Here is a 20,133-nt window from a genome sequence, read left to right as displayed (position 1 = left end):
TTGCGTAGTCCGGCAGTCACCCGAATTCCGGGTTCCGTTCACGGCCGTACGAAGCGCTCCCCGGCGTCGCGCAGCATCGCGTGCAGCAGTCCGAACACCTCGGCCGAGCGGCCCCCGGGCCAGTCCTTCGGCAGCAGCTCCTCCGGCAGCCCGGGGTCCGCGTACGGCAGCCGTCGCCAGGAGTCCAGGGCCGGCAGGTAGTCCCGGTAGGCCTCCTCCGGGTCGGGGGCGATGCCGGGGGGCCGCGCCTCCCAGGCCTTCAGTACCGGCTCCTGCTGCTCCAGGAAGTCCAGATGGAGACGGGCGATGGCGTCCAGGTCCCACCAGCGCGCCACCGACTCCTTCGTCGCCGCGAAACCGAGGTGTACCCCGCGGAACAGGTCCACATACGGGGCGAGTTCGAGCCGTTCCAGGGTGTGCCGGGTCTCCTCGTACAGCCCGGCGGGCGCGATCCACACCCCGGGTGCGGCCGTGCCGAAACCGAGGCGGGCCAGCCGGGAGCGCAGGAGATGCCGCTTGTGCCGTTCCGCTTCCGGTACCGAGAAGACGGCGAGCACCCAGCCGTCGGCGGTCCGGGGTTCCGGATGCTCGTAGATGCGCCGGTCGCCGTCGTCCAGCAGCTGCCGGGCGTCGGCCGACAGCGCGTAGCCCGCCGACCCGTCCGCCGTACGGGCCGGGACGAGCAGTTCGCGGCGCTTGAGCCGGGAGACGGAGGAGCGTACGGAGGGCGCGTCGACACCTACGGCGCGCAGCAGACGGATCAGCTCGGCCACCGGCAGCGGTTCGTTGCCGGGGGAGCGACCGTACGCGCCGTAGAGGCTGACGATCAGGGATCGGGGAGTGTGCAGCTCGGCCACGTGATCACTCTAGAGCCCGTCCGTCATGCCGTGCCGGTCCGCGTCGTCGCGCAGCCGGAAGCGCTGGAGTTTGCCGGTCGCGGTCCGGGGAAGCGTGGCCAGGAACTCGATGACGCGCGGGCACTTGTGCGGGGCCAGTTCCCTCTTCATGTAGCGGCGCAGGGAGTCGGCGGTCTGGGCGGAGCCCTCGCGCAGCACCACGTACGCCACGACGATCTCCCCGCGCAGCTCGTCCGTCCGGCCCACCACAGCGGCCTCGGTCACCTCCGGATGACGCAGCAGGGCGTCCTCCACCTCGGGGCCCGCGATGTTGTAGCCGGAGGAGATGATCATGTCGTCGGCGCGGGCGACGTAGCGGAAGTAGCCGTCCGGCTCGCGGACGTACGTATCGCCTGTGATGTTCCAGCCGTACCGCACGTACTGTGTCTGCCGTTCGTCGGCGAGGTAGCGGCAGCCGACCGGTCCGCGCACGGCCAGCAGACCCGGTTCGCCGTCGGGCAGCTCCGCGCCCGCCGGGTCCACCACCCGCGCCTGCCAGCCCGGGACGGGTCTCCCGGTGGTGCCGGGGCGGATGGCGTCGTCGGCGGCCGAGATGAAGATGTGCAGCAGCTCGGTGGCCCCGATGCCGTTGATGATGCGCAGACCGGTCCGCTCGTACCAGGACTGCCAGGTGGCGGCGGGCAGATTCTCCCCGGCCGAGACACAGCGGCGCAGTGCGGACAGGTCGTGCCCGTCGAGGTGGTCCAGCATCACCCGGTACGCGGTCGGCGCGGTGAACACCACCGAGACCCGGTGGGCGGCGAGCGCCGGCAGCAGTTGCTTGGGGCCCGCCTGCTCCAGCAGGAGCGCCGAAGCGCCCGCGCGCAGCGGGAAGATCACCAGACCGCCCAGTCCGAAGGTGAAGCCGAGCGGCGGGCTCCCCGCGAACACATCACCGGGCTCCGGGCGCAGCACGTGGCGCGAGAAGGTGTCGGCGACGGCCAGCACATCGCGGTGGAAGTGCATACAGCCCTTGGGGCGGCCGGTGGTGCCCGAGGTGAAGGCGATCAGCGCGACATCGTCGGCCGCGGTGTCCACCGGCTCGTACGGTCCCGGCCGGGACTCCGCCAGGCGCGTCAGATCGTCGGCCGCTTCACCCCCGTACGCCGTGATCCGCAGCTCCGGGACCTGCGCCTTCAGCAGATCCTCGACGGAGCGGACATCGCACAGCGCATGGCTCACCCGGGCGAGTGAGCAGATGGTGGCCAGCTCCTGGGACCGCGCCTGCGCCAGTACGGTGACGGCGACCGCGCCCGCCTTCATGACCGCGAGCCAGCAGGCGGCCAGCCAGGGAGTGGTGGGGCCGCGCAGCAGCACCCGGTTGCCGGGGCGTACGCCCAGATCGGTGGTGAGGACGTGGGCGATGCCGTCCACCCGGTCCCGCAGCTCCCCGTAGCTCCACACCCCGCCGTCGCCGCTGCGGAAGGCGGGGCGGTCCGGCCCGAAACGGCCGATGGTGCGGTCGAGGAGTTCGTATCCGCAGTTCAGCCGGTCCGGGTAGCGCAGCTCGGGCCGGTCGAAGACCAGCTCGGGCCACTGGGTGGCCGGTGGCAAATGGTCGCGGGAAAACGTATCGCTGTGTGCGGTGGCACCGTCCGCAGCCGCGGCCGGCGAGGAAATCGGCTCCATAAAGGATCGCCCCCTTGTCGCCCTTGGAGCGTATCGTTTGAGTGACGGTAGTCAACGGTTCGCGATAAGACGTGACAAGAGAGGCGCCGCTATGACGGCATTCTCGCTCGACCCGGCCCGGACCGCCTGGTGCGCGGAGCTGTACGAGGTAGCCGTGCGCCAGTTGCGGCCGCTCGCCGAGAAGGGCGAACCAGGCAGGGTGAACCGCCCGCTGCTCGCCGCACTCGGCGAGCTGGGGCTCCTCGACCGGCTCTTCGGCTCCGGTGCGCTCGACCTCTGCCTGCTGCGCGAATCCCTCGCCCGCGGCTGTACGGAGGCCGAGACCGCCCTCGCGCTCCAGGGCCTCGGCGCGTACCCGGTCGTCCAGGCCGGTACCCCCGCCCAGCGCGAACGCTGGCTGCCCGAGGTGCGTGCGGGCCGGGCCGTGGCCGCCTTCGCGCTGAGCGAGCCGGGCGCGGGCTCCGATGCCGCCGCGCTCGCCCTCGGCGCCCGGCCCACCCCGGACGGCTGGCGGCTGACCGGCGAGAAGTGCTGGATCTCCAACGCGCCCGAGGCTGATTTCTACACCGTCTTCGCCCGTACGACGGAGGGCGCCGGATCCCGCGGCATCACCGCGTTCCTGGTCCCCGCCGACCGCCCCGGGCTCACCGGAACGGCGCTGGACATGCTCTCCCCGCACCCCATCGGGGCGCTGGACTTCGACGCCGTGCCCGTCACCGCCGACGACGTCCTGGGCGAGCCCGACCGGGGGTTCCGGGTCGCCATGAACACCCTCAACCTCTTCCGGCCGAGCGTCGGCGCCTTCGCGGTCGGCATGGCCCGCGCCGCCCTCGACGCCACCGTCGGACACACCGCGGAGCGCACCGCCTTCGGCGGACCCCTGAAGGACCTCCAGGCCGTCTCGCACCAGGTCGCCGAGATGGCGACCCGCACCGAGGCGGCCCGGCTCCTGGTGTACGCGGCGGCCGCGGCGTACGACGCGGGGGAGAGCGGCGTCCCCGGCCGCGCAGCCATGGCCAAGCTGTACGCCACCGAGACCGCGCAGTACGTCGTCGACACGGCCGTCCAGCTGCACGGCGCCCGCGCCCTGCGCCGCGGCCACCTGCTCGAACACCTCTACCGGGAGGTCCGTGCGCCCCGGATCTACGAGGGCGCCAGCGAGGTGCAGCGCACGATCATCGCCAAGCAGCTGTACGCGACCCAGGAGCCGCCCGCATGAACCCGGTCAACCGGATCAACCCCGCCGAACTCTCCCCGCCCGCAGGCTTCTCGCACGCCGTCACCGTTACCGGCGGCAGCCTGGTCTTCCTCGCGGGCCAGACGGCCCTGGACGGAGACGGGAAGGTCGTCGGGGCCACGCTGCCCGAACAGTTCGAGAAGGCACTCACCAACCTGCTCACCGCCCTGCGCGCGGCGGGCGGCACCCCCGCCGGTCTGGCGAGGGTCACCGTGTACGCCACGGACGTCGCCGACTACCGGGCGCAGGCGGCCGAGCTCGGCCGGATCTGGCGCCGGCTGGCCGGTCGTGACTATCCGGCAATGGCGGTCATCGGGGCCGTCCGCCTCTGGGACGAGCAGGCTCTGGTCGAGCTCGATGGCATCGCGGTACTGAACTGAACCGGCGTGGTCGCGCGGCCGGTCTCCTGCTTGAGTACCGCCCGCGACATGTTCTGCACCCACATCGCGCGCGGACGGCGCCGGGCCTCCCACGCGTCGAGCGGACGGCTGTCCGGCCTTCTCGGCCAACTGTCCCTGGGCTGCCCGGCATTGGAAGTCGAGCAGTGTCTGTCCACTGGTCACTGCCCAGAGGGCTGGCAGCGCGACACCGGGAACAACGGCCAGGACGAGCAGGGCTGTCCGCAGCGACATGTGGTCGAGTCGGTCCGCCGTGACGCGCGTGCGCAGGGCACGCTCCTTGACGTGAGGCCAGCCTCACGACTGGTCAAATCCATTGAGAACTTCGGCACATGGACATGAGTCACACTGCAAAAAAGAAAAGAATGTGGGCCCACATGTGCAACACGGCGGCGCCCACATCCTCTGCACCGAACTCCCGGAATGTCGGCTTTGCTCAAGTCGCGGGGTGCGGACTCCGGGGAGACGCTGGAGGGGCCCGTACGGAAGTGCGGAGCACGGAGCCCCGAGCAGACCCAGGAGATCCGCGGTGACCAGTGAACCGCCCCCGCCCCCTGCGGCCAGGTCGTACGACGGTGAGGGCATCACCGTGACCTACGACGTCCACCGCTGCCTGCACGCGGCCGAATGCGCACGGGGCCTGCCCGACGTGTTCGAGGTGGGGCGGAAGCCCTGGATCATGCCCGGCAACGCCTCCGCCGACGAGGTCGCCGAGGTCATCCACCGCTGCCCCAGCGGCGCCCTCCAGTACCGCCGCACCGACGGCCTCCCGGACGAGGTCCCCGATGTGCCGACCCGGGTCTCCCTGCACTCCGACGGCGTACTCCACCTGCGCGGAAACCTCGAAGTGGCGACCCCGGAAGGCCCCCGCCGGGAGACTCGCGTGATGCTCTGCGGCTGCGGCGAGAGCGGGAACACGCCGTACTGCGACCACAGCGGGGCCTGCGCCCGGCACATCTGACCCGAGCCGGAGCCGAAGCGGAACCGGAAGCGGAAGCGAACCGCGCAGGGCGCGGCGCGGCGTACGAGTGAACCGTACTGGGCGATATATCTGTACTTGGTGCCCTTTGTTCCGGAAGCCGCTCAGGACCCCGCTTCATGACCGCGCTCATCGTCTGCCACTTCGTGCTGGCGGCCTGCGCGGGGCCCCTGGTGCGTCGGCTCGGCAGACGGGCCTTCCTCGTGCTCGCTCTGCCCCCGGCCGCCGCCACGGTCTGGGCGGCCGTCCGGTGGGAGGGCGCCGCATCCGGTGAATCGGTCACCTGGTCGTGGCAGTGGATTCCGGCGTACGACGTCTCGCTGGCCCTGCGCCTGGACGCGCTCGCCGAACTGATGGTGCTGCTCGCGGCCGGCATCGGCACGCTGGTGCTGCTCTACTGCGCGTCGTACTTCGCCGACGACGCCCCGGGCCTGGCCGGATTCGCCGGGAACCTGCTGGCCTTCGCCGGTGCCATGCTCGCACTCGTCCTCGCCGACGACCTGATCTCGCTCTATGTGTTCTGGGAACTGACCACGGTCTTCTCCTTCCTGCTGATCGGGTACGGCAGCGAGCACAAGCACAACCGCCGCTCCGCGCTCCAGGCCCTGACCGTGACCACATTCGGCGGCCTCTCGATGCTCGTCGGCTTCCTGATCATCGGTCAGGCGGCGGGCACCTACCGGATCTCCGCGATCGTGGCCGCTCCGCCCGAGCCGACGCTCGCCGTCTCGGTCGCCGTGGTCCTGGTGCTCTGCGGCGCACTGTCCAAGTCCGCGATCTGGCCGTTCTCCCTGTGGCTGCCGAACGCGATGGCCGCGCCCACTCCGGTCAGCGCCTATCTGCACGCCGCCGCGATGGTCAAGGCCGGCGTCTACCTGGTGGCGCGGCTCGCACCCGGCTTCGCCGACGTCCCGGTCTGGCGGCCCATCGTCCTCGTGCTCGGGGCCGCCACCATGCTGCTCGGCGGCTGGCGCGCACTGCGCCTCCACGACCTGAAGCTCGTCCTCGCCTACGGAACCGTCAGCCAGCTCGGCTTCCTCACCGTCCTCGCCGGGGCGGGCTACCGCGACGCGGCACTCGCCGCCGCCGTCATGATCCTGGGCCACGCCCTGTTCAAGGCCCCGCTGTTCCTCGTGACCGGCATCGTCGACCACGCCACCGGCACCCGCGACCTGCGAAGACTTTCCGGCGTCGGCCGGGCGCTGCCCCAGGTGTGCGCGGTCGCCGTGCTCGCCGCCGCCTCCATGGCCGCGCTTCCCCCGTTCCTGGGCTTCGCAGCCAAGGAGGCGGCCTTCGAGGCGCTGCTGGAGGGCGACCTCGTGGACCGGTGGACGCTGGCCGTCACGGTCGTGGGCTCGGCGCTGACCACCGCGTACACCGTACGGTTCGTCTGGGGCGCCTTCGCCCGTAAACCCGGCGTCCCCGACACCCCCGTGCACCGGGTCGGTGCGGCCTTCCTTGCGCCGCCCGCCCTCCTCGCGGTCTGCGGACTCGTGCTGGGACCCGGCGTCGGCTGGACCGACCGGCTGTTCGCCGCGTACGCGGACACGTTCCCCGTGCCTGAGCATCCGTACCACCTCTCCCTCTGGCACGGCTTCGGCACCGCTCTGCTCCTGTCGGCGCTCGCCTGGGCGGGCGGCGCTCTGCTCTTCGCCGGGCGCTCCACCGTCACCCGGCTCTCCCGGCGGATCGCGTGGCCCACCGCCGACAGCGTCTTCGGCCACCTGCTCCTCGGCCTGGAACGCCTCGCCCTCCAGGTCACCGGCTTCGTCCAGCGCGGCTCGCTCACCGGCTATCTGGCCACCACCCTCGCGGTGGCGCTGACCGGGCAACTGGCCGTGCTCGTCACCGACCGGCCCTGGCGCGGGGCGGCGGCGCCCCGGCTGTGGGACGTCCCGCTCCAGGGCGCCGTGGCGGTGCTGACGTGCGCGGCAGCGCTGTTCTGTCTGACGGTCAGCCGCCGGATGAAGGGCGTGGTCCTGGCGGGACTGACCGGCTACGGGGCCGCGTTGCTGTTCGTCGTCCAGGGGGCTCCCGATCTGGCGCTCACCCAGTTCTGCGTCGAGACCGTCTCGATGGTCGTGTTCGTGCTCGTCCTGCGCAGGATGCCGGTGCGCTTCGAGGAGTCGGCCAGTGCCTGGCGGCGCGCCGCCCGTATCCCGCTCGCGCTGGCCGCGGCGGCGACGGTCGGCGTGGTCGTGTGGGTCGCGGCGGCCGCACGCACCGCGGAACCGGCGGGCGCCGCGATGGTCGAGGAGACCGCCCGCCACGGGCTCAAGGACGTCGTGGCCACCATCCTCGTCGACCTGCGGTCCTGGGACACGATGGGGGAGTCCGCCGTGCTCGCCGCCGCGGCGATCGGGGTGACCAGCCTGATCTACCGGCACCGCCGCAGCGAGGGATCGATGGCGCAGGGGGATCTGGAGGGCCGCACCGCCTGGTCGCTGTCCGCTCCCCGGCTGACGGGACTGCCGCAGGGCGACGAAGCGGCACCCGAGCGGAGCTGGCTTGCCGCCGGTGCGACGCTCGCGCCGGAACACCGCTCCGTCGTCCTCGAAGTGGTGGCACGGCTGCTCTTCCACCCCATCCTGATCCTCTCGGTGTACCTGCTGTTCTGTGCCGAGAACATGCCGGGCGGCGGATTCGTCGCCGGGCTCGTGGCCGGAGTCGCCCTCATCACCCGCTATCTGGCAGGCGGCCGGTTCGAACTGGCCGAGGCGGCGCCGCTCCAGCCCGGACTCTTCACCGGCCTCGGACTGTTCCTCTCCACCGGGGTCGCGCTGCTCGGTCTCGTCAAGGGCACGGTCCTGCTCGCCTGGACGTACAAGGGGCATCTGCCCGTGTTCGGCGACTACCACCTCGGTTCGACGGTCCTCTTCGACTTCGGTGTCTATCTGCTGGTCCTGGGAGTGGTCCTGGACATCGTGCGCGCGCTCGGCGCCAAGATCGACCGGCAGATCGAACGGGCCGCGGGTGCGCTTGCCGCGGCCGGGAGCCCGGCGGGAGGTCCCGGCCGATGACGGTCAGCCTCTCGCTCCTCGCCCCGGCCGTGGTGCTCTGCGCGGTCGGCGGCATCCTGATGCTCACCCGGCCCCTCACCCGCATCCTGCTGGGCGCCGTGATCGCCGGCAACGGCATCAATCTGCTCGTCCTGACCGCCGGCGGATCGGCCGGCCGGGAACCGCTGCTCTACGGCGTACCCCTGCACCGGGTCACCGACCCGCTGCCGCAGGCCATCGCGGTCACCGCCATCGTCATCACCCTCGCCACCACCGCGTTCCTCCTGGCCATGGCCTACCGCAGCCACCAGCTGACCGGCACCGACGAGGTCCACGACGACCTGGAGGACCGGCGCATCGCCCTGCGCATCGAAGTGATGGAACAACGGGCCCGGCTGCGCGCGGAGTTCCGGACCGGGGCCGAGCCCACCCGGGGGGAACGCGCCCGCTACCGGGACGAGCACCGGCGTCTGAGCGCGCGGCTGCGCGCCGACCGTGCCCTGCAGGCCCGCGGCCGGGACGCCTCGGGCGACCTCTGGCACGACGTGCTGGGCGCGGACCCGGAGGACTACGCGGCCGAGCAGCAGAGCGACGCGCCCGAAGAGCCCGACGGAGGAGCCACCGGATGAACACGCTCGTCCCGTTGCCGGTGCTGCTGCCGCTCTGCGCCACCGGCGTCAGCCTCGCCTTCGGCACCCGCCTCAAACGCTTCCAGCGCTTCATCAGCGTCACCGTGCTCAGCGCGGTACTCGCTCTCTCGGTCGCCCTGATGATCGCCGCGGACCGAAGCGGCCCGCTCTCCGTCCACCTCGGCGACTTCGCTCCGCCGCTCGGTGTCACCCTGGTCGCCGACCGGCTGTCCGGGCTGATGCTCACCGTCTCCTCGGCGGTCACGCTCTGCGTGCTGGTCTACTCCCTCGGCCAGGGCATGGCCGACCGGGACGGGGAGACCCCGGTCGCCGTCTTCCACCCCGCCTACCTCATCCTCGTCGCCGGGGTCTCCTGCACCTTCCTCGCCGGGGACCTCGTCAACCTCTACGTCGGTTTCGAGATCATGCTCGTGGCCAGCTTCGTCCTGCTCACCCTGGGCGGCACCGGCCCCAGGGTCCGCGCAGGCTCCACCTACGTGATCATCTCGCTGTTCTCCTCGATGGTGTTCCTGATCGCCATCGCCGCGACGTACGCCGCCACGGGCACCGCCAACTTCGCCCAGCTGGCCGGCCGGTTGGGCGAACTCCCCCTCGGCGTACAGACATTGATCCACGCCACGCTGCTCGTCGTCTTCGCCGTCAAGGCGGCCGTGTTCCCGCTCGCCGCCTGGCTGCCCGACTCCTACCCCACCGCGCCGGCCCCCGTCACCGCCGTCTTCGCCGGACTCCTCACCAAGGTCGGCGTCTACTGCATGCTGCGTACGGAGACCCTGCTCTTCCCCGGCAACCGGCTCGGCGGTCTGCTGATGATTGCCGCACTCGCCTCCATGGTCATCGGCATCCTGGGCGCCGTCGCCCAGACCGACCTGAAGCGGGTGCTCTCCTTCACCCTCATCAGCCACATCGGCTACATGGTCTTCGGAATCGGTCTCGCCACCCGCGAGGCCTTCGGCGGCGCCATCGTCTACGTCGCCCACCACATCACCGTGCAGACGACGCTCTTCCTTGTCGCGGGGCTCATCGAACGGCGTACCGGAACCACCGAACTCACCCGGATCGGCGGCCTTGCCAAGGTCGCCCCGGTGATCGCTGTCCTCTTCTTCGTACCCGCGATGAATCTGGCCGGTATCCCGCCGCTGTCCGGGTTCATCGGGAAGCTGGGCCTCATGCGCGCCGGTGTCGCCGACGGAAGTGTCCTGGCCTGGATTCTGGTGGCCGGGTCGGTGGCCACCAGTCTGCTGACGCTGTACGTGATGGCGAAGGTCTGGAACCTGGCGTTCTGGCGGGCCGCCCCGCCGGGCCAGGCCGAGGACGGCACGGTCCTGGAGTCCGACGACGCATCCGACGACGACGCCGACGCGGGCCCCGACCGGATGCCGGGCACCGGAGACGAAGTGGTGCGGGACTACCACCCGGCCGGCCGCGCCGTCGCGGCCACCCTGCACGGACACGCGGTCACCACCACGACCCGGCTGCCGCGCACGATGACGGCGGCGACCACGGGAGCCGTCGCCCTCGGGCTCGCGTTCACCGTGCTCGCCGGGCCGCTGACCTCGTACACCGACCGCGCGGCGGCCGAACTCATCGCACGGTCCCCCTATGTCGAGGAGGTGCTCGGCCGATGAAGCGGGTAGCCACCTTCTCCTTCCGGAACAAGGAACTTCCGCCCCTCAGCTGCGAGTTCGGTGAGCGGCGGCGCGTGCTCGACCTGCCGCTGCTCGCCTGGCTCACCCTCATCTGGGTGCTGCTGTGGTCCACGCTGTCCTGGGCCAACGTCATCACCGGCTTCGTCGTATCGGTGGCCGTGTGCCTGGCGTTCCCGCTGCCGAGGGTCGACCTCGGACTGCGGCTGCACCCCTGGGGCATCCTGTGCCTCGCCGCGTATCTGCTCTACGACATGTACACCTCGGGTGTGCGGGTCACCCGCCAGATCTTCGACGGGCGGTCCCACCTGGGCGCCGTCATCGGCGTCCCCCTGCGCTGCCGCAGCGATCTGATGCTCGCCGCGACCGCGGTCGCCGTGTCCAACGTGCCTGGCGGATCCATCGTCGAGGTACGCCGTTCGACGGCCACGGTCTTCCTGCATGTGCTCGACGCGGACAGCCCCGCCGCTCTGGACGTGGCACGGAATTCCGTATGGCGCATGGAGGAGCTCACGGTACGGGCCTTCGGCACCCGCGACGAGATCGACCGCGTCGGCCAGCCGCCCCCCGACCTCCCGTGGTCCGGCCCGGGGAGGGGTACGGCATGAGTGCTCCCGAGACCTTCGACCGGGTCCTGCTGACCGCCGCCGTGGTGATGATCGTCGTCGCCGGGATGCTGCTTCTGATCTGCATCCGGCGCGGACCCTCCATGCTCGACCGGGCCATCGCGCTGGATGTGTGCGCGGCCCTGATCATTGCAGGTCTCGGCGCCAAGTCCGCCTTCTCCAGGGACTCTTACTACTTCCCGATCATGATGGTGCTGGCGTTCCTCGGCTTCACCGGCTCGGTGGGCATCGCCCGCTTCATCGCCGTACGCGACCGGCCGATGTCCCACGGGACTCCGCCGCCTTCCGCACCCACCGGCAGCAAGGAGGAGGCCGAGTGAACCCCTGGCCCCAGATCGCCGACACGGTCGGCGCCGTGCTCGTTCTCCTCGGTGCGGCGATCTCTCTGCTCGGCGTCATCGGCATGCTGCGGCTGCCCGACGTCCTGTCGCGCAGCCATGCCGCGACGAAGCCGCAGACCCTCGGCATGCTGCTCGTGCTGATCGGGGTCGGGCTGCGGCTGCGCAGCGGCATGGATATGGCCACCCTCGGCCTGGTCGTCTTCTTCCAGATGATGACCGGCCCGGTCGCCGCCCATCTGGTGGCCCGTTCCGCCTACCGCACCGGCCAGATCGACCACGAGCAACTGATCTTCGACGAACTGGACGAGCAGCTGACCGAGGAGCGCTGACGGGGGCGGTTGCGGCAGGACGTGGTCAGTAACCGTCTCCACGCGCCGCGCTGCGCCCGGCTGCGGTCGGCGCCGCCACGACCGCCGTCATCACGCCGCCCGCCCACAGGCGGCCTGCGTCCACGCGCGTCCGGTGCGGCTGCGGGCGGTCAAAGGCGGACACGGCCCACGGGAAGGATCTCCGCGTGCCATGATGCGGACACCGCTGGACGCTGGGGGGCGTATGGGAAGCACAGGTACGGTGCTGCGTGAATTGCGCGGCGCACAGAAGACGGCCAAGGGCGTGTCGCTGTACTCGCGCTACGTGAACCGGCCGGCAGGAAGGGTGCTCGCGGCCGGGGCCTACCGGGTGGGGCTCTCGCCCAACCAAGTCACCCTGATCAGCGCCGCGTTCACCCTCGCCGCGATCCTTACCGTCGCTCTCGCCGAACCCTCGTGGGCGCTCGGCGCGGCCGTCTACACAGGGCTGGCGGTCGGCTTCGCCTTCGACTCGGCGGACGGCCAGCTCGCCCGGCTCACCGGCAGGGGCGGCCCCGACGGCGAATGGCTGGACCATGTCGTCGACTGCGCGAAGATGATCCTGGTGCACACCGCCGTGCTGGTCTCGTTCTACCGCTACGCCGAACTTCCCTCGGACGGCTGGCTGTTGCTGCCGCTCGGCTTCCTGTTCGTCGCGGTGCTCACCTTCTGCGCGGGGCTGCTCCGCGAGCAGCTCGGCAAGGCGGCGGCCGCGGCCCGCCCGGCCCCGGCGGGCGGGGCCACGGGCCCGGTCTCCCGGGTGCGGGCCGTGGCGCTCCTCCCCGCGGACTACGGGGTGTTCTGCCTGGTGTTCCTGCTGTCCGGTGCGCCCGGGGTCTTCCTCGCCGGGTACGCCGCACTCGCCGCCGTGCACGCCCTGTTCCTCATGGCGTTCCTCGCCAAGTGGTTCAGGGAGCTGAGAGCGCTCCGGGCGGACTGACCAGTACGTCGAGCGCCCGGCGCAACTGGGTGCTGGAGGTGTGCACGGTGTACGGGAAGTAGACGACCTCCACGCCGACTTCGGCGAAGTCGCGCTCCAGCCGGAGCCCCTTCTCCGTGCCCCGCCAGTCGTCGCCCTTGAAGATCACGTCGAACCGGACCTGCTGCCAGGTCTCGACCTTGTCCGGCACGGTCTCGACGAACGCGGCGTCCACGAAACGTACGCTCCGGACGATCTCCAGCCGCTCGGGCAGCGGTATCACGGGCTTGTGCCCCTTGGCGAGCGCCGCCATCTCGTCAGAGACGACCCCGGCGACCAGGTAGTCGCACTGACTGCGCGCGTGCCGAAGGATGTTCAGGTGTCCGACATGGAACAAGTCGTACACACCCGGCGCATATCCGACTCTGTGCACCATCCGCTGTCTCCCCCCGGAAATATCGGTATCGGTGTAGATCTCCAACGACCTTACTGTGAAGAACACTTGTGCAAGCCGTGAACGGATAAGCTCGACCCGGGGCTGTTCCTTGGGGGGAGCAGTGGCTGTTCCGGGGGGAAGGCGACCGAACCGATGTCCGCTGCCGAAGATCACCGAACGTTCGAGGACCGCAGACTGCTGGTGGTCTCGACCAACTACGCACCGGAGCTGACCGGCATCGGCCCGTACGCCACCCAGCTCGCCGAGCACTGGGCCGCGTCCGGAGCCGGGGTCCAGGTGCTCACCGGCATGCCGCACTACCCATCCTGGCGGCTCGACGCGCGCTACCGGGGAGTCTGGCGGGCCCGCGAGACCCGCGCCGGAGTCGTCGTCCACCGTCGCAGACACTATGTGCCGCCCCGGCAAACGGCCCTGCGCAGAGGCGCGTTCGAGGCCACGGTGCTGGCGCACGGGCTCCTCGCACCGCCACCGGGCCGCCCCGATGCCGTGATCGCCCAGATGCCGAGCCTCGCGGGCGGCGTCATCGGCGCCCGTATCGCCCGCCGCCACGGCGTCCCGTACATACCCGTCGTCCAGGACCTGATGGGCGCCGCCGCGGCGCAGAGCGGCATCCGGGGCGGCGGCAGGGCGGCGGCCCTCGCCGCGGCGGCCGAGCGGTACGCCCTGCGCGACGCGGCTCTCGTCGGCGTCATCCACGAGACCTTCGTCCCCGGCGTCACCGCGCTCGGCGTCGACCCGGACCGCATCCGTATCGTGCCCAACTGGACGCATGTGGAGCCCCCTTCCGCCGACCGGTCCGCCACCCGTGCCCGGCTCGGCTGGCCCGAGGGAACCCCGGTACTGCTGCACTCCGGGAACATGGGCCTCAAACAGGGACTCGACGTCCTCGTCGACACGGCCCGGCTCGCTCCGGACGTCCGGGTCGTCCTGATGGGGGACGGGAATCAGCGCGAGACGCTCCGCGCCCTCGCCGGCTCCCTGCCCAACATCGACTTCCTGCCGTCCGCCGGTCCGGAGGACTTCACGGACATCCTCGCTGCCGCCGATGTCCTCGCCGTGACCCAGCGGGCCTCCGTGCTCGATATGAGCGTGCCCTCCAAGCTCACCTCCTACTTCGTCTCCGGACGGCCCGTCGTCGCCTCCGTCGCCGACGAGGGCGGCACCGCCGACGAGGTACGCCGCTCGGGCGCGGGAGTCCTGGTCGCCCCCGAGGACCCCGCCGCACTCCTCGCGGCCGTACGCAAGCTCACCGAGGACGCCACCGCGGCGGAAGCACTGGGCGCCCAGGGCCCGCAGTACGTCGCACACCACCTGGGCCGCGCGGCGGGACTCGCCCGCTTCGACGCCCTGCTCACCGAGGTCCTCGGGAACGCTCAAGGGAGACCACAGCGATGACGCATCCGATCCGTGCCCTGGAGGAACAGGACGAACCGGCGCTGCTGAGGGACCAGTTCCGCCAGCTCCTGCGCTACCGCACGCTCCTCGCCGTCGGCGTCGTCGTCGGGCTCGTGGGCGGCGGCTATCTCGCGCTCAGCGGTGCGGAGACGTACACCGCCACCGGCGTGGTGCTCGTCCGCTCCGCCACCGCCGACCCGTTCGCCACCGGCGCCTCGGCGGACAAGGGCATCAACATCGGCTCCGAACGGCAGACCGCCGTCAGCGACACCGTGGGCGAACTGGCCGCCCGCGCCCTGGCCAAGGACGCCGACCCGGTAGACGCCGGGGACCTGCTGGCCGGCCTCCAGGTCACCAACCCGCCCAATACGCTGTCCCTGCGCTTCTCCTACACGGGCGACACCCCCGAGCAGGCCCGATCGCGCGCCGAAGCCCTCGCCGACGCCTACCTCGAACACCGCAGACAGCGCACCGAGGACAGCATCGAGAACATGGCGGAGGGCTACCGTGCCCAGCTGAAGCCGCTGGAGGAGAAGCGCGACCTGCTGGAGGAGCAGGTCGGCGCGAGCGAAGCCGACGACGTGAGCAGCGCCCGCGCCAACCTCATCGTCTCCATCTCCGAACTCAGCCGGAAGATAAGCGAGTTGCGGGCCCTGGACGCGACACCCGGCTACCTCAACCAGAAGCCCGTCGCCCCGGAACAGCCCACCGGCGCGGGCCTGCCCATGCTGCTGGGCCTAGGCGGCGTGGTGGGCCTCGCCCTGGGGCTGCTCCTGTCCTGGGTGCGCCTCGTCTTCGACCCCGCCGTCCGGTCCACCCGCGAGCTCGTCCGCTCCCTCGGTGCCCCGCTGCTCGGCACACTGCCCCGGGAGCGTGGAGCCTCGGACAGCCTGCTCGCCATCGGGCGCAGCGGCAGCAGACTCGCCGAGGAGTACCGGGCCGTGGCCTTCCGCCTCGCCTACGACCCCTCGTTCGCGGAGAGCCGCCGCCTGCTGGTCACGGCGCCGCGCGGGGACAACGCCGCCGCGGCCGGTGCCGCCGCGAACCTGGCCGCCGCCTTCGCCGAGATGGGCCGCGACGTCCTCCTGGTCGAGGCCGATCTGCGTACGCCCTCGCTGGCCCGTGAGCTGGGTTCGGCGGCGCACGAGGCACGGCCGCCCCGCTGGGCAGCCGACGACGACGGCACCTGGCCCTCGGGCAGCCGCTCCAACGTGGACGTGCCGGGCTCCGGCGCCTTCACCCTCGTCGCGGGCAGGCGCGTCGACAACGTGCCGCGTGCGCTGACCTCCGCCCCCGTCGGCCGCATCGTCGCCGAGGGCGACCGCCCCGGCACCGTGGTCATCGTGCTGGCCCCGCCCGTCCTGGCCTACGCAGACGCCGTCGCCCTCGTCGACCGGGTGGCGGGCGTCATGATCGTCTGCGACCCGCGCGAGGTGCACCGCAGCGACCTGGAGCGGATTCGCGAGATCATCAGCGCGTCCGGCGGCTCGGTGCTCGGCGTCCTCCTCCACCCGAGCCGTGGGCGCATCGGCTCCAAGGAGCGCAAGAAGTCCCCGAGGCGGCGCAGCGGCCCGGCCGCCCGGACGGAAGGCCCCGACGACCCGGAGACCACCGGCGACCCCGCCGAGACGCTCGGCCTGCGCGCCTTCAACACCCCCGCGGGCCGCCCGTGAAGGCACATACCGCGATCGTCTGCTCGGTCGCGGACCAGGGTGTAACGGCCCTCACCAACATCCTGGTGCTGGTGGCGGCGGCCCGGCTCTCCACCGTCGCCGACTTCGCGCGCTTCTCCGCCGTCTACCTCGTCTTCACGGTCCTGCTGGGAGCATCCGGCGCCTACACCGGGCAGCCGCTCGTGCTGCGGCGTGCCGAGAACGACGACACGCGAGGCGCCTGCCGGTCGGCCGTCGCCTTCACCCTGCTCGCCGCCACGGCGCTCGGGGCGCTGCTCGCCGCCGTCTGTCTGCTCGTCCCCGGGGACACCGCACGCGCCCTGATGATGCTCGGGCTCGTCCTGCCGGCCGTCCTCGGCCAGGACGCCATGCGCTACGCCTTCTCCACCCTGCGCCTGCCGCACCTCGCACTCACCTGTGACGTACTGCGACTGGTCTGTGTGCTGGGGTCCCTGGCCGTGCAGCCGTACGGGGCCGGGGCGGCGCGCCTCGTCACCGTCTGGGGGCTCTCCGCGCTCCCTGCCCTGCTGCTCTCCGCCGTGCTGCTGCACCGGCGGACCGCGGGGACGCCCCTGCAGGTGCGCGCCCTGTTCCGGCAGGGGCACCTCGGGCGGCGGTTCGTCGTGGAGTTCGGCGTGGGCAACGCGACGAGCCAGCTCTCGGTGCTCGGCCTCGGCGCCGTCGGCAACCCCCTGGTGGTGGGCGCGCTCCGCGGGGCGACCACGCTCTTCGGACCGCTGAACGTGCTCTACACCTCGGCCACCAGCTTCGGCCCCCCGCTGCTCGGCCGCCTCGGTTCGCGGCGGCGGCAGGTGCGGGCCACGGCGGGACTGGCCGCCGTCCTGGCGGCGACCGCCGCCCTGTGGGCGACCGTGCTCGCGCTGCTGCCCGACGCGGCGGGACGCGAGCTGCTCGGCGACACCTGGCCCACGGCCGCCGCCCTGCTGCCCGCGACGGGCAGCCAGTACGCGGCGATGGCCGTCGGCACCTGCGGTCTGCTCGCCCTGCGGATGCTCGATCCCCGCACCACCCTGTCCATCCAGGTGGTGTTCTCGCTGGCCGCCGTGGCCTTCCTGGCCGGCGGCTACGCACTCGGCGGTGTCACCGGAGCCGCCTGGGGCCTGTGCCTGGGCTCCGTCTGCAAGGCGGTCGCCACCTGGACCCGCGTGGTGCGGCTGCACGGCGGGGATACGGCGGATCGGGAGAGCGTCAGCGCGAGCGCTGTCCGTTCCGGTTCCTGAAACTGGTCACGAGCAGCAGGCACAGCGCGGCGATGGCGAACTTCCCGGCGGACTGCAACAGCGGACCGCGCAGCAGGATGAAGGTGTATCCGGCGATGAGCGGCGCCGCGATCGCCAGCACACTGCCGGGGCCAGGCCCGGCCCTGGTCACCGCGACCGCGTATCTGCGGTCCGTACGGGCGGCCCCGTAGCCGATCAGGGCGAGACCACCAGCCATCCCGGCGGCACCGAAGTCGACCCAGAGCTCGGTCCACAGGGGCGCCGAGAGGTTGGTCATCTTCATCCCCATCCACTGACCGACCCGGACACCCGTGTCCTCCGGCTTGCCGCTCCACACCGCGCGCGGCACGAAGAAGAGCCCGGAGCCCGCCAGTTGACGGCCGTACGTGTGCCCGCGGGTGTCGACCCAGGAGATGGTGTTGGCGAACATCACCGTCTGGTCGTAGTCCTTGGTGGCCAGTGGTTCGAAGACGGACGCCGACTGCACGGGCTTGTAGCCCTCGTCGTTGTACCGGAACCGGTCCGCGTACGGGAACAGCACCAATGCCCCCACGACCCCCATGGCGAGGACCGAGCGGTAGATCGCCGCGCTGCTGGGGAACGCGGTGAACAGCAGCGAGACCAGCACGGTCAGAAACCAGTAACGGGCATTGGAGACCGGGTTGTTCACGATCAGGTTCAGCGCCGCCAGTGCCACCCACACCAGGACCGTGGACGGCGAGCGCCGGGCCCTGCGCGAGGTCGCCAGACGTCGGGTGTAGAAGAGCAGCGCGATGAGCGCCGGTACGGTGCCGAAGCCCTTGAGGAACGCCGACCCGACATTGGATTCGGCGGACACGACTCCGCTCTCCGCCACCGAGGCACTGATCTCCTGCCGGCTGCTGAAGAAGATCGCAGGGCCGCCGAGCTTCAGGATGTAGTACCCGCCGGCCACGAACGCGATCACGACCAGCAGCGTGAGCCGGCCCTGGTGCGCCGTCGGGCCGACCCTGCCCTGCGTCCCCGGGCGCCGGCGCAGCGGTCGCCGCGAGGCCAGGAGCGCCCCGAGGTCGAAGGCGGCACAGCCCAGCAGGATCAGCGCGATGGCCGACACCAGGTCGGAACGCGGGCCGACCATCGGGGTCGGCGTCTGTCCGATGACCGCCTGGGCGAGCGGTGCCACACCCATGGCGATGTAGACGAACATCCAGAAGACGCCCTGGAGCAGCCGCCGCCCGGTGGACAGGATCATCGTGGCGAGCCGCGCCCCCGCGTAGCAGGTGAGGACGAGCTGCATCCAGAACGCGTTGTCGCGGACGCCGGTACCCGGCTGCGCGACGATCACCGCCGGAAGGAAGCAGACCAGGCCGAGAATCATCGGAACCGCGAGCGCCCGCGAGAGCATCGCCCACGACATGGGCTTCGCGACGGACTCGACCTGCACGGACGTCATGCGCTCCCCGCTCCGTGGACCGACTTGTGAACACTCTAACGAATCAACGCACTTGGGGGGATGCCATGACTAGTCTGTAAACAGTCGGCCGAGGTTGAGGGGAACCCTGGTGAAGATCCTGCACGTCGTGACGCTGCACACCCCGGACCATGCGTTCGGTGGTCCGACGAGAGTCGCGCTCAATCTGTCCAAGGTGCAGCGCGCCCACGGCGACGACGCCCGGATCATGGCCCTGGGCGACGGCTTCGACGGTGAACTCCCGGACACCGTCGAGGGTGTTCCGGTCCATCTGTTCCAGGCCCGCCATGTGCTCCCCATGTTCGAGGTCAGCGGCATCACCTCCGGTGCGCTTCTGCTCGCCGCGCGCCGCATGATGCGGGGCGCCGACCTCGTACACGTCCATCTGATGCGCGACCTCGTGACGCTGCCCGCCGCCCTGCTGGCCCTGGCCACCCGCGCGCCGCTGGTCGTCCAGACGCACGGCATGGTGGACCCGACGGAGAAGCGCGTCGCCCAGCTCACCGACCTGCTCGGTGTCCGCAAGGTGCTGCGCGGCGCCGACGCCGTCCTGTATCTGACGGAGATGGAACGCCTCGATGTGAATGCCGTCGCGGCCCCCGTCCCGCTCACCCGCACCGTACGGCTGGTCAACGGAGTCCGGCCGCAGGAGCGCAAGCCCGCCCGGGACCCCGGCAGGCCCCCGACGGTGCTCTTCCTCGCCCGTATCCAGGAGCGCAAGCGCCCGGAGGACTTCGTCGCCGCGATGCCGACGGTCCTGGCGAAGCACCCCGACGCGCGCTTCGTCCTGGCGGGCCCGGACACCGGTGCGCTGCCCGGCACCCTCGCACTCGCCCGCAGGCTGGGTGTGACGGACTCGCTCGACCATGTGGGACCCCTCGGTCACGAGGAGGTGCTCGCCGCCGGACGGGAGGCCGATGTGTACGTACTCCCGTCGATCGAAGAGCCGTTGGGCGTCTCCGTCCTCGAAGCGATGTCCGTCGGCACCCCCGTCGTCATCACCCGCACCTGCGGGCTCGGGCCCGATGTGGCCGAGGCGGGCGCGGGCCGGGTCGTCGACAGCCGCCCCGGCGAGGACGCCGCCAACGCGGAGAAGGTCGCGCAGGCAGTCCTCGAACTGCTGGAGCCCGAGGCCAACGAGCAAGCGGGCAAGGCCGCTTGGGGTCTGGTCAACGACCACTTCACCATCGAGGCCGTGACCGGAACCCTCCGGCGGACCTACGAGGACGTGGTCCGCCGGAGTCGCCGGTGAC

The 20,133-nt window shown here is 71.5% G+C and carries 18 protein-coding genes; 14 read left to right on the top strand and 4 right to left on the bottom strand.

Features of this window, described 5'->3' with window-relative positions; translation table 11 throughout:
- Window positions 1-38: 38 nt before the first annotated feature.
- Together ACFT7S_RS02180 and ACFT7S_RS02175 are read right to left on the bottom strand one after the other, a co-directional pair.
- Complete coding sequence (locus ACFT7S_RS02180; RefSeq protein WP_382725693.1) at window positions 39-857, bottom strand: PaaX family transcriptional regulator C-terminal domain-containing protein; 819 nt, start codon at window positions 855-857, stop codon at window positions 39-41.
- Window positions 858-866: 9 nt separating this feature from the next.
- The gene (locus ACFT7S_RS02175) at window positions 867-2,525 is read right to left on the bottom strand and encodes an AMP-binding protein (protein WP_382725691.1); all 1,659 of its coding nucleotides are present in this window, start codon (window positions 2,523-2,525) and stop codon (window positions 867-869) included.
- A 91-nt stretch (window positions 2,526-2,616) separates the two neighbouring features.
- On the opposite strand from ACFT7S_RS02175, the gene ACFT7S_RS02170 reads away from it, so the two are divergent.
- The 10 genes from ACFT7S_RS02170 to ACFT7S_RS02125 all read left to right on the top strand — a co-directional run bounded on the left by ACFT7S_RS02170 (window position 2,617) and on the right by ACFT7S_RS02125 (window position 12,685).
- Window positions 2,617-3,744 (top strand): acyl-CoA dehydrogenase family protein, encoded by a 1,128-nt coding sequence (locus tag ACFT7S_RS02170; RefSeq protein ID WP_382725688.1) that lies wholly within the window; start codon window positions 2,617-2,619, stop codon window positions 3,742-3,744.
- Window positions 3,741-4,142 (top strand): RidA family protein, encoded by a 402-nt coding sequence (locus ACFT7S_RS02165; RefSeq protein WP_382725686.1) that lies wholly within the window; start codon window positions 3,741-3,743, stop codon window positions 4,140-4,142. Before ACFT7S_RS02170 ends, ACFT7S_RS02165 begins: the two co-directional genes overlap by 4 nt.
- A 547-nt stretch (window positions 4,143-4,689) precedes the next feature.
- Window positions 4,690-5,121, top strand: coding sequence for a (4Fe-4S)-binding protein (locus ACFT7S_RS02160; RefSeq protein WP_382725683.1), 432 nt, complete (start codon window positions 4,690-4,692; stop codon window positions 5,119-5,121).
- 137 nt (window positions 5,122-5,258) lie between these two features.
- A complete protein-coding gene (locus tag ACFT7S_RS02155; RefSeq protein ID WP_382725681.1) occupies window positions 5,259-8,159 on the top strand; it encodes a Na+/H+ antiporter subunit A in 2,901 nt (966 codons plus the stop codon).
- Window positions 8,156-8,767, top strand: a complete 612-nt coding sequence (locus ACFT7S_RS02150; protein ID WP_382725678.1) for a Na(+)/H(+) antiporter subunit C — start codon at window positions 8,156-8,158, stop codon at window positions 8,765-8,767. The genes ACFT7S_RS02155 and ACFT7S_RS02150 overlap by 4 nt, the downstream gene beginning before the upstream one ends.
- Window positions 8,764-10,413 carry a Na+/H+ antiporter subunit D gene (locus ACFT7S_RS02145; protein WP_382725675.1) on the top strand — a complete coding sequence of 550 codons (1,650 nt, stop codon included), beginning with the start codon at window positions 8,764-8,766 and terminating at the stop codon, window positions 10,411-10,413. Before ACFT7S_RS02150 ends, ACFT7S_RS02145 begins: the two co-directional genes overlap by 4 nt.
- The gene (locus tag ACFT7S_RS02140) at window positions 10,410-11,039 is read left to right on the top strand and encodes a Na+/H+ antiporter subunit E (RefSeq protein WP_382725673.1); all 630 of its coding nucleotides are present in this window, start codon (window positions 10,410-10,412) and stop codon (window positions 11,037-11,039) included. Before ACFT7S_RS02145 ends, ACFT7S_RS02140 begins: the two co-directional genes overlap by 4 nt.
- On the top strand, window positions 11,036-11,377 hold the full coding sequence (locus ACFT7S_RS02135) for a monovalent cation/H+ antiporter complex subunit F (protein ID WP_382725671.1): 342 nt from the start codon (window positions 11,036-11,038) through the stop codon (window positions 11,375-11,377). Before ACFT7S_RS02140 ends, ACFT7S_RS02135 begins: the two co-directional genes overlap by 4 nt.
- The gene (gene mnhG / locus ACFT7S_RS02130) at window positions 11,374-11,727 is read left to right on the top strand and encodes a monovalent cation/H(+) antiporter subunit G (RefSeq protein WP_382725668.1); all 354 of its coding nucleotides are present in this window, start codon (window positions 11,374-11,376) and stop codon (window positions 11,725-11,727) included. Before ACFT7S_RS02135 ends, mnhG begins: the two co-directional genes overlap by 4 nt.
- 223 nt (window positions 11,728-11,950) lie before the next feature.
- Complete coding sequence (locus ACFT7S_RS02125) at window positions 11,951-12,685, top strand: CDP-alcohol phosphatidyltransferase family protein (RefSeq protein ID WP_382725665.1); 735 nt, start codon at window positions 11,951-11,953, stop codon at window positions 12,683-12,685.
- Here the strand turns inward: ACFT7S_RS02125 and ACFT7S_RS02120 are convergent.
- On the bottom strand, window positions 12,654-13,100 hold the full coding sequence (locus ACFT7S_RS02120) for an adenylyltransferase/cytidyltransferase family protein (RefSeq protein WP_185297793.1): 447 nt from the start codon (window positions 13,098-13,100) through the stop codon (window positions 12,654-12,656). The two genes, ACFT7S_RS02125 and ACFT7S_RS02120, sit on opposite strands and share 32 nt — an antisense overlap.
- A 153-nt stretch (window positions 13,101-13,253) precedes the next feature.
- Between ACFT7S_RS02120 and ACFT7S_RS02115 the strand changes: the two genes are divergently transcribed.
- From ACFT7S_RS02115 to ACFT7S_RS02105, 3 genes are read left to right on the top strand one after another with little or no spacing between them, the layout of a single operon-like run.
- Window positions 13,254-14,516, top strand: a complete 1,263-nt coding sequence (locus ACFT7S_RS02115) for a glycosyltransferase (protein ID WP_382725662.1) — start codon at window positions 13,254-13,256, stop codon at window positions 14,514-14,516.
- Complete coding sequence (locus tag ACFT7S_RS02110) at window positions 14,513-16,189, top strand: lipopolysaccharide biosynthesis protein (protein WP_382725660.1); 1,677 nt, start codon at window positions 14,513-14,515, stop codon at window positions 16,187-16,189. The genes ACFT7S_RS02115 and ACFT7S_RS02110 overlap by 4 nt, the downstream gene beginning before the upstream one ends.
- A complete protein-coding gene (locus ACFT7S_RS02105) occupies window positions 16,186-17,430 on the top strand; it encodes a hypothetical protein (RefSeq protein ID WP_382725658.1) in 1,245 nt (414 codons plus the stop codon). The genes ACFT7S_RS02110 and ACFT7S_RS02105 overlap by 4 nt, the downstream gene beginning before the upstream one ends.
- On the opposite strand, the gene ACFT7S_RS02100 is transcribed toward ACFT7S_RS02105, so the two are convergent.
- Window positions 17,399-18,862 (bottom strand): hypothetical protein, encoded by a 1,464-nt coding sequence (locus ACFT7S_RS02100; RefSeq protein ID WP_382725656.1) that lies wholly within the window; start codon window positions 18,860-18,862, stop codon window positions 17,399-17,401. The genes ACFT7S_RS02105 and ACFT7S_RS02100 overlap by 32 nt on opposite strands.
- Before the next feature lie 109 nt (window positions 18,863-18,971).
- On the opposite strand from ACFT7S_RS02100, the gene ACFT7S_RS02095 reads away from it, so the two are divergent.
- A complete protein-coding gene (locus tag ACFT7S_RS02095) occupies window positions 18,972-20,132 on the top strand; it encodes a glycosyltransferase (protein ID WP_382725653.1) in 1,161 nt (386 codons plus the stop codon).
- Window position 20,133: the final 1 nt, after the last annotated feature.

The organism is Streptomyces sp. NPDC057136, from assembly GCF_042670885.1.
Classification (GTDB): domain Bacteria; phylum Actinomycetota; class Actinomycetes; order Streptomycetales; family Streptomycetaceae; genus Streptomyces.
The sequence above is the reverse complement of the archived record's forward strand: the minus strand, read 5'-3'. Positions and strand labels throughout refer to the sequence as shown.

Excerpts from the sequence above, each read along its gene's own strand:
- ACFT7S_RS02175 (WP_382725691.1), bottom strand. The coding sequence starts at position 2,525 with ATGGAGCCGATTTCCTCGCCGGCCGCGGCTGCGGACGGTGCCACCGCA.
- ACFT7S_RS02170 (WP_382725688.1), top strand. The coding sequence starts at position 2,617 with ATGACGGCATTCTCGCTCGACCCGGCCCGGACCGCCTGGTGCGCGGAG.
- ACFT7S_RS02165 (WP_382725686.1), top strand. The coding sequence starts at position 3,741 with ATGAACCCGGTCAACCGGATCAACCCCGCCGAACTCTCCCCGCCCGCA.
- ACFT7S_RS02155 (WP_382725681.1), top strand. The coding sequence starts at position 5,259 with ATGACCGCGCTCATCGTCTGCCACTTCGTGCTGGCGGCCTGCGCGGGG.
- ACFT7S_RS02150 (WP_382725678.1), top strand. The coding sequence starts at position 8,156 with ATGACGGTCAGCCTCTCGCTCCTCGCCCCGGCCGTGGTGCTCTGCGCG.
- ACFT7S_RS02145 (WP_382725675.1), top strand. The coding sequence starts at position 8,764 with ATGAACACGCTCGTCCCGTTGCCGGTGCTGCTGCCGCTCTGCGCCACC.
- ACFT7S_RS02140 (WP_382725673.1), top strand. The coding sequence starts at position 10,410 with ATGAAGCGGGTAGCCACCTTCTCCTTCCGGAACAAGGAACTTCCGCCC.
- ACFT7S_RS02135 (WP_382725671.1), top strand. The coding sequence starts at position 11,036 with ATGAGTGCTCCCGAGACCTTCGACCGGGTCCTGCTGACCGCCGCCGTG.
- ACFT7S_RS02125 (WP_382725665.1), top strand. The coding sequence starts at position 11,951 with ATGGGAAGCACAGGTACGGTGCTGCGTGAATTGCGCGGCGCACAGAAG.
- ACFT7S_RS02120 (WP_185297793.1), bottom strand. The coding sequence starts at position 13,100 with ATGGTGCACAGAGTCGGATATGCGCCGGGTGTGTACGACTTGTTCCAT.
- ACFT7S_RS02115 (WP_382725662.1), top strand. The coding sequence starts at position 13,254 with ATGTCCGCTGCCGAAGATCACCGAACGTTCGAGGACCGCAGACTGCTG.
- ACFT7S_RS02110 (WP_382725660.1), top strand. The coding sequence starts at position 14,513 with ATGACGCATCCGATCCGTGCCCTGGAGGAACAGGACGAACCGGCGCTG.
- ACFT7S_RS02100 (WP_382725656.1), bottom strand. The coding sequence starts at position 18,862 with ATGACGTCCGTGCAGGTCGAGTCCGTCGCGAAGCCCATGTCGTGGGCG.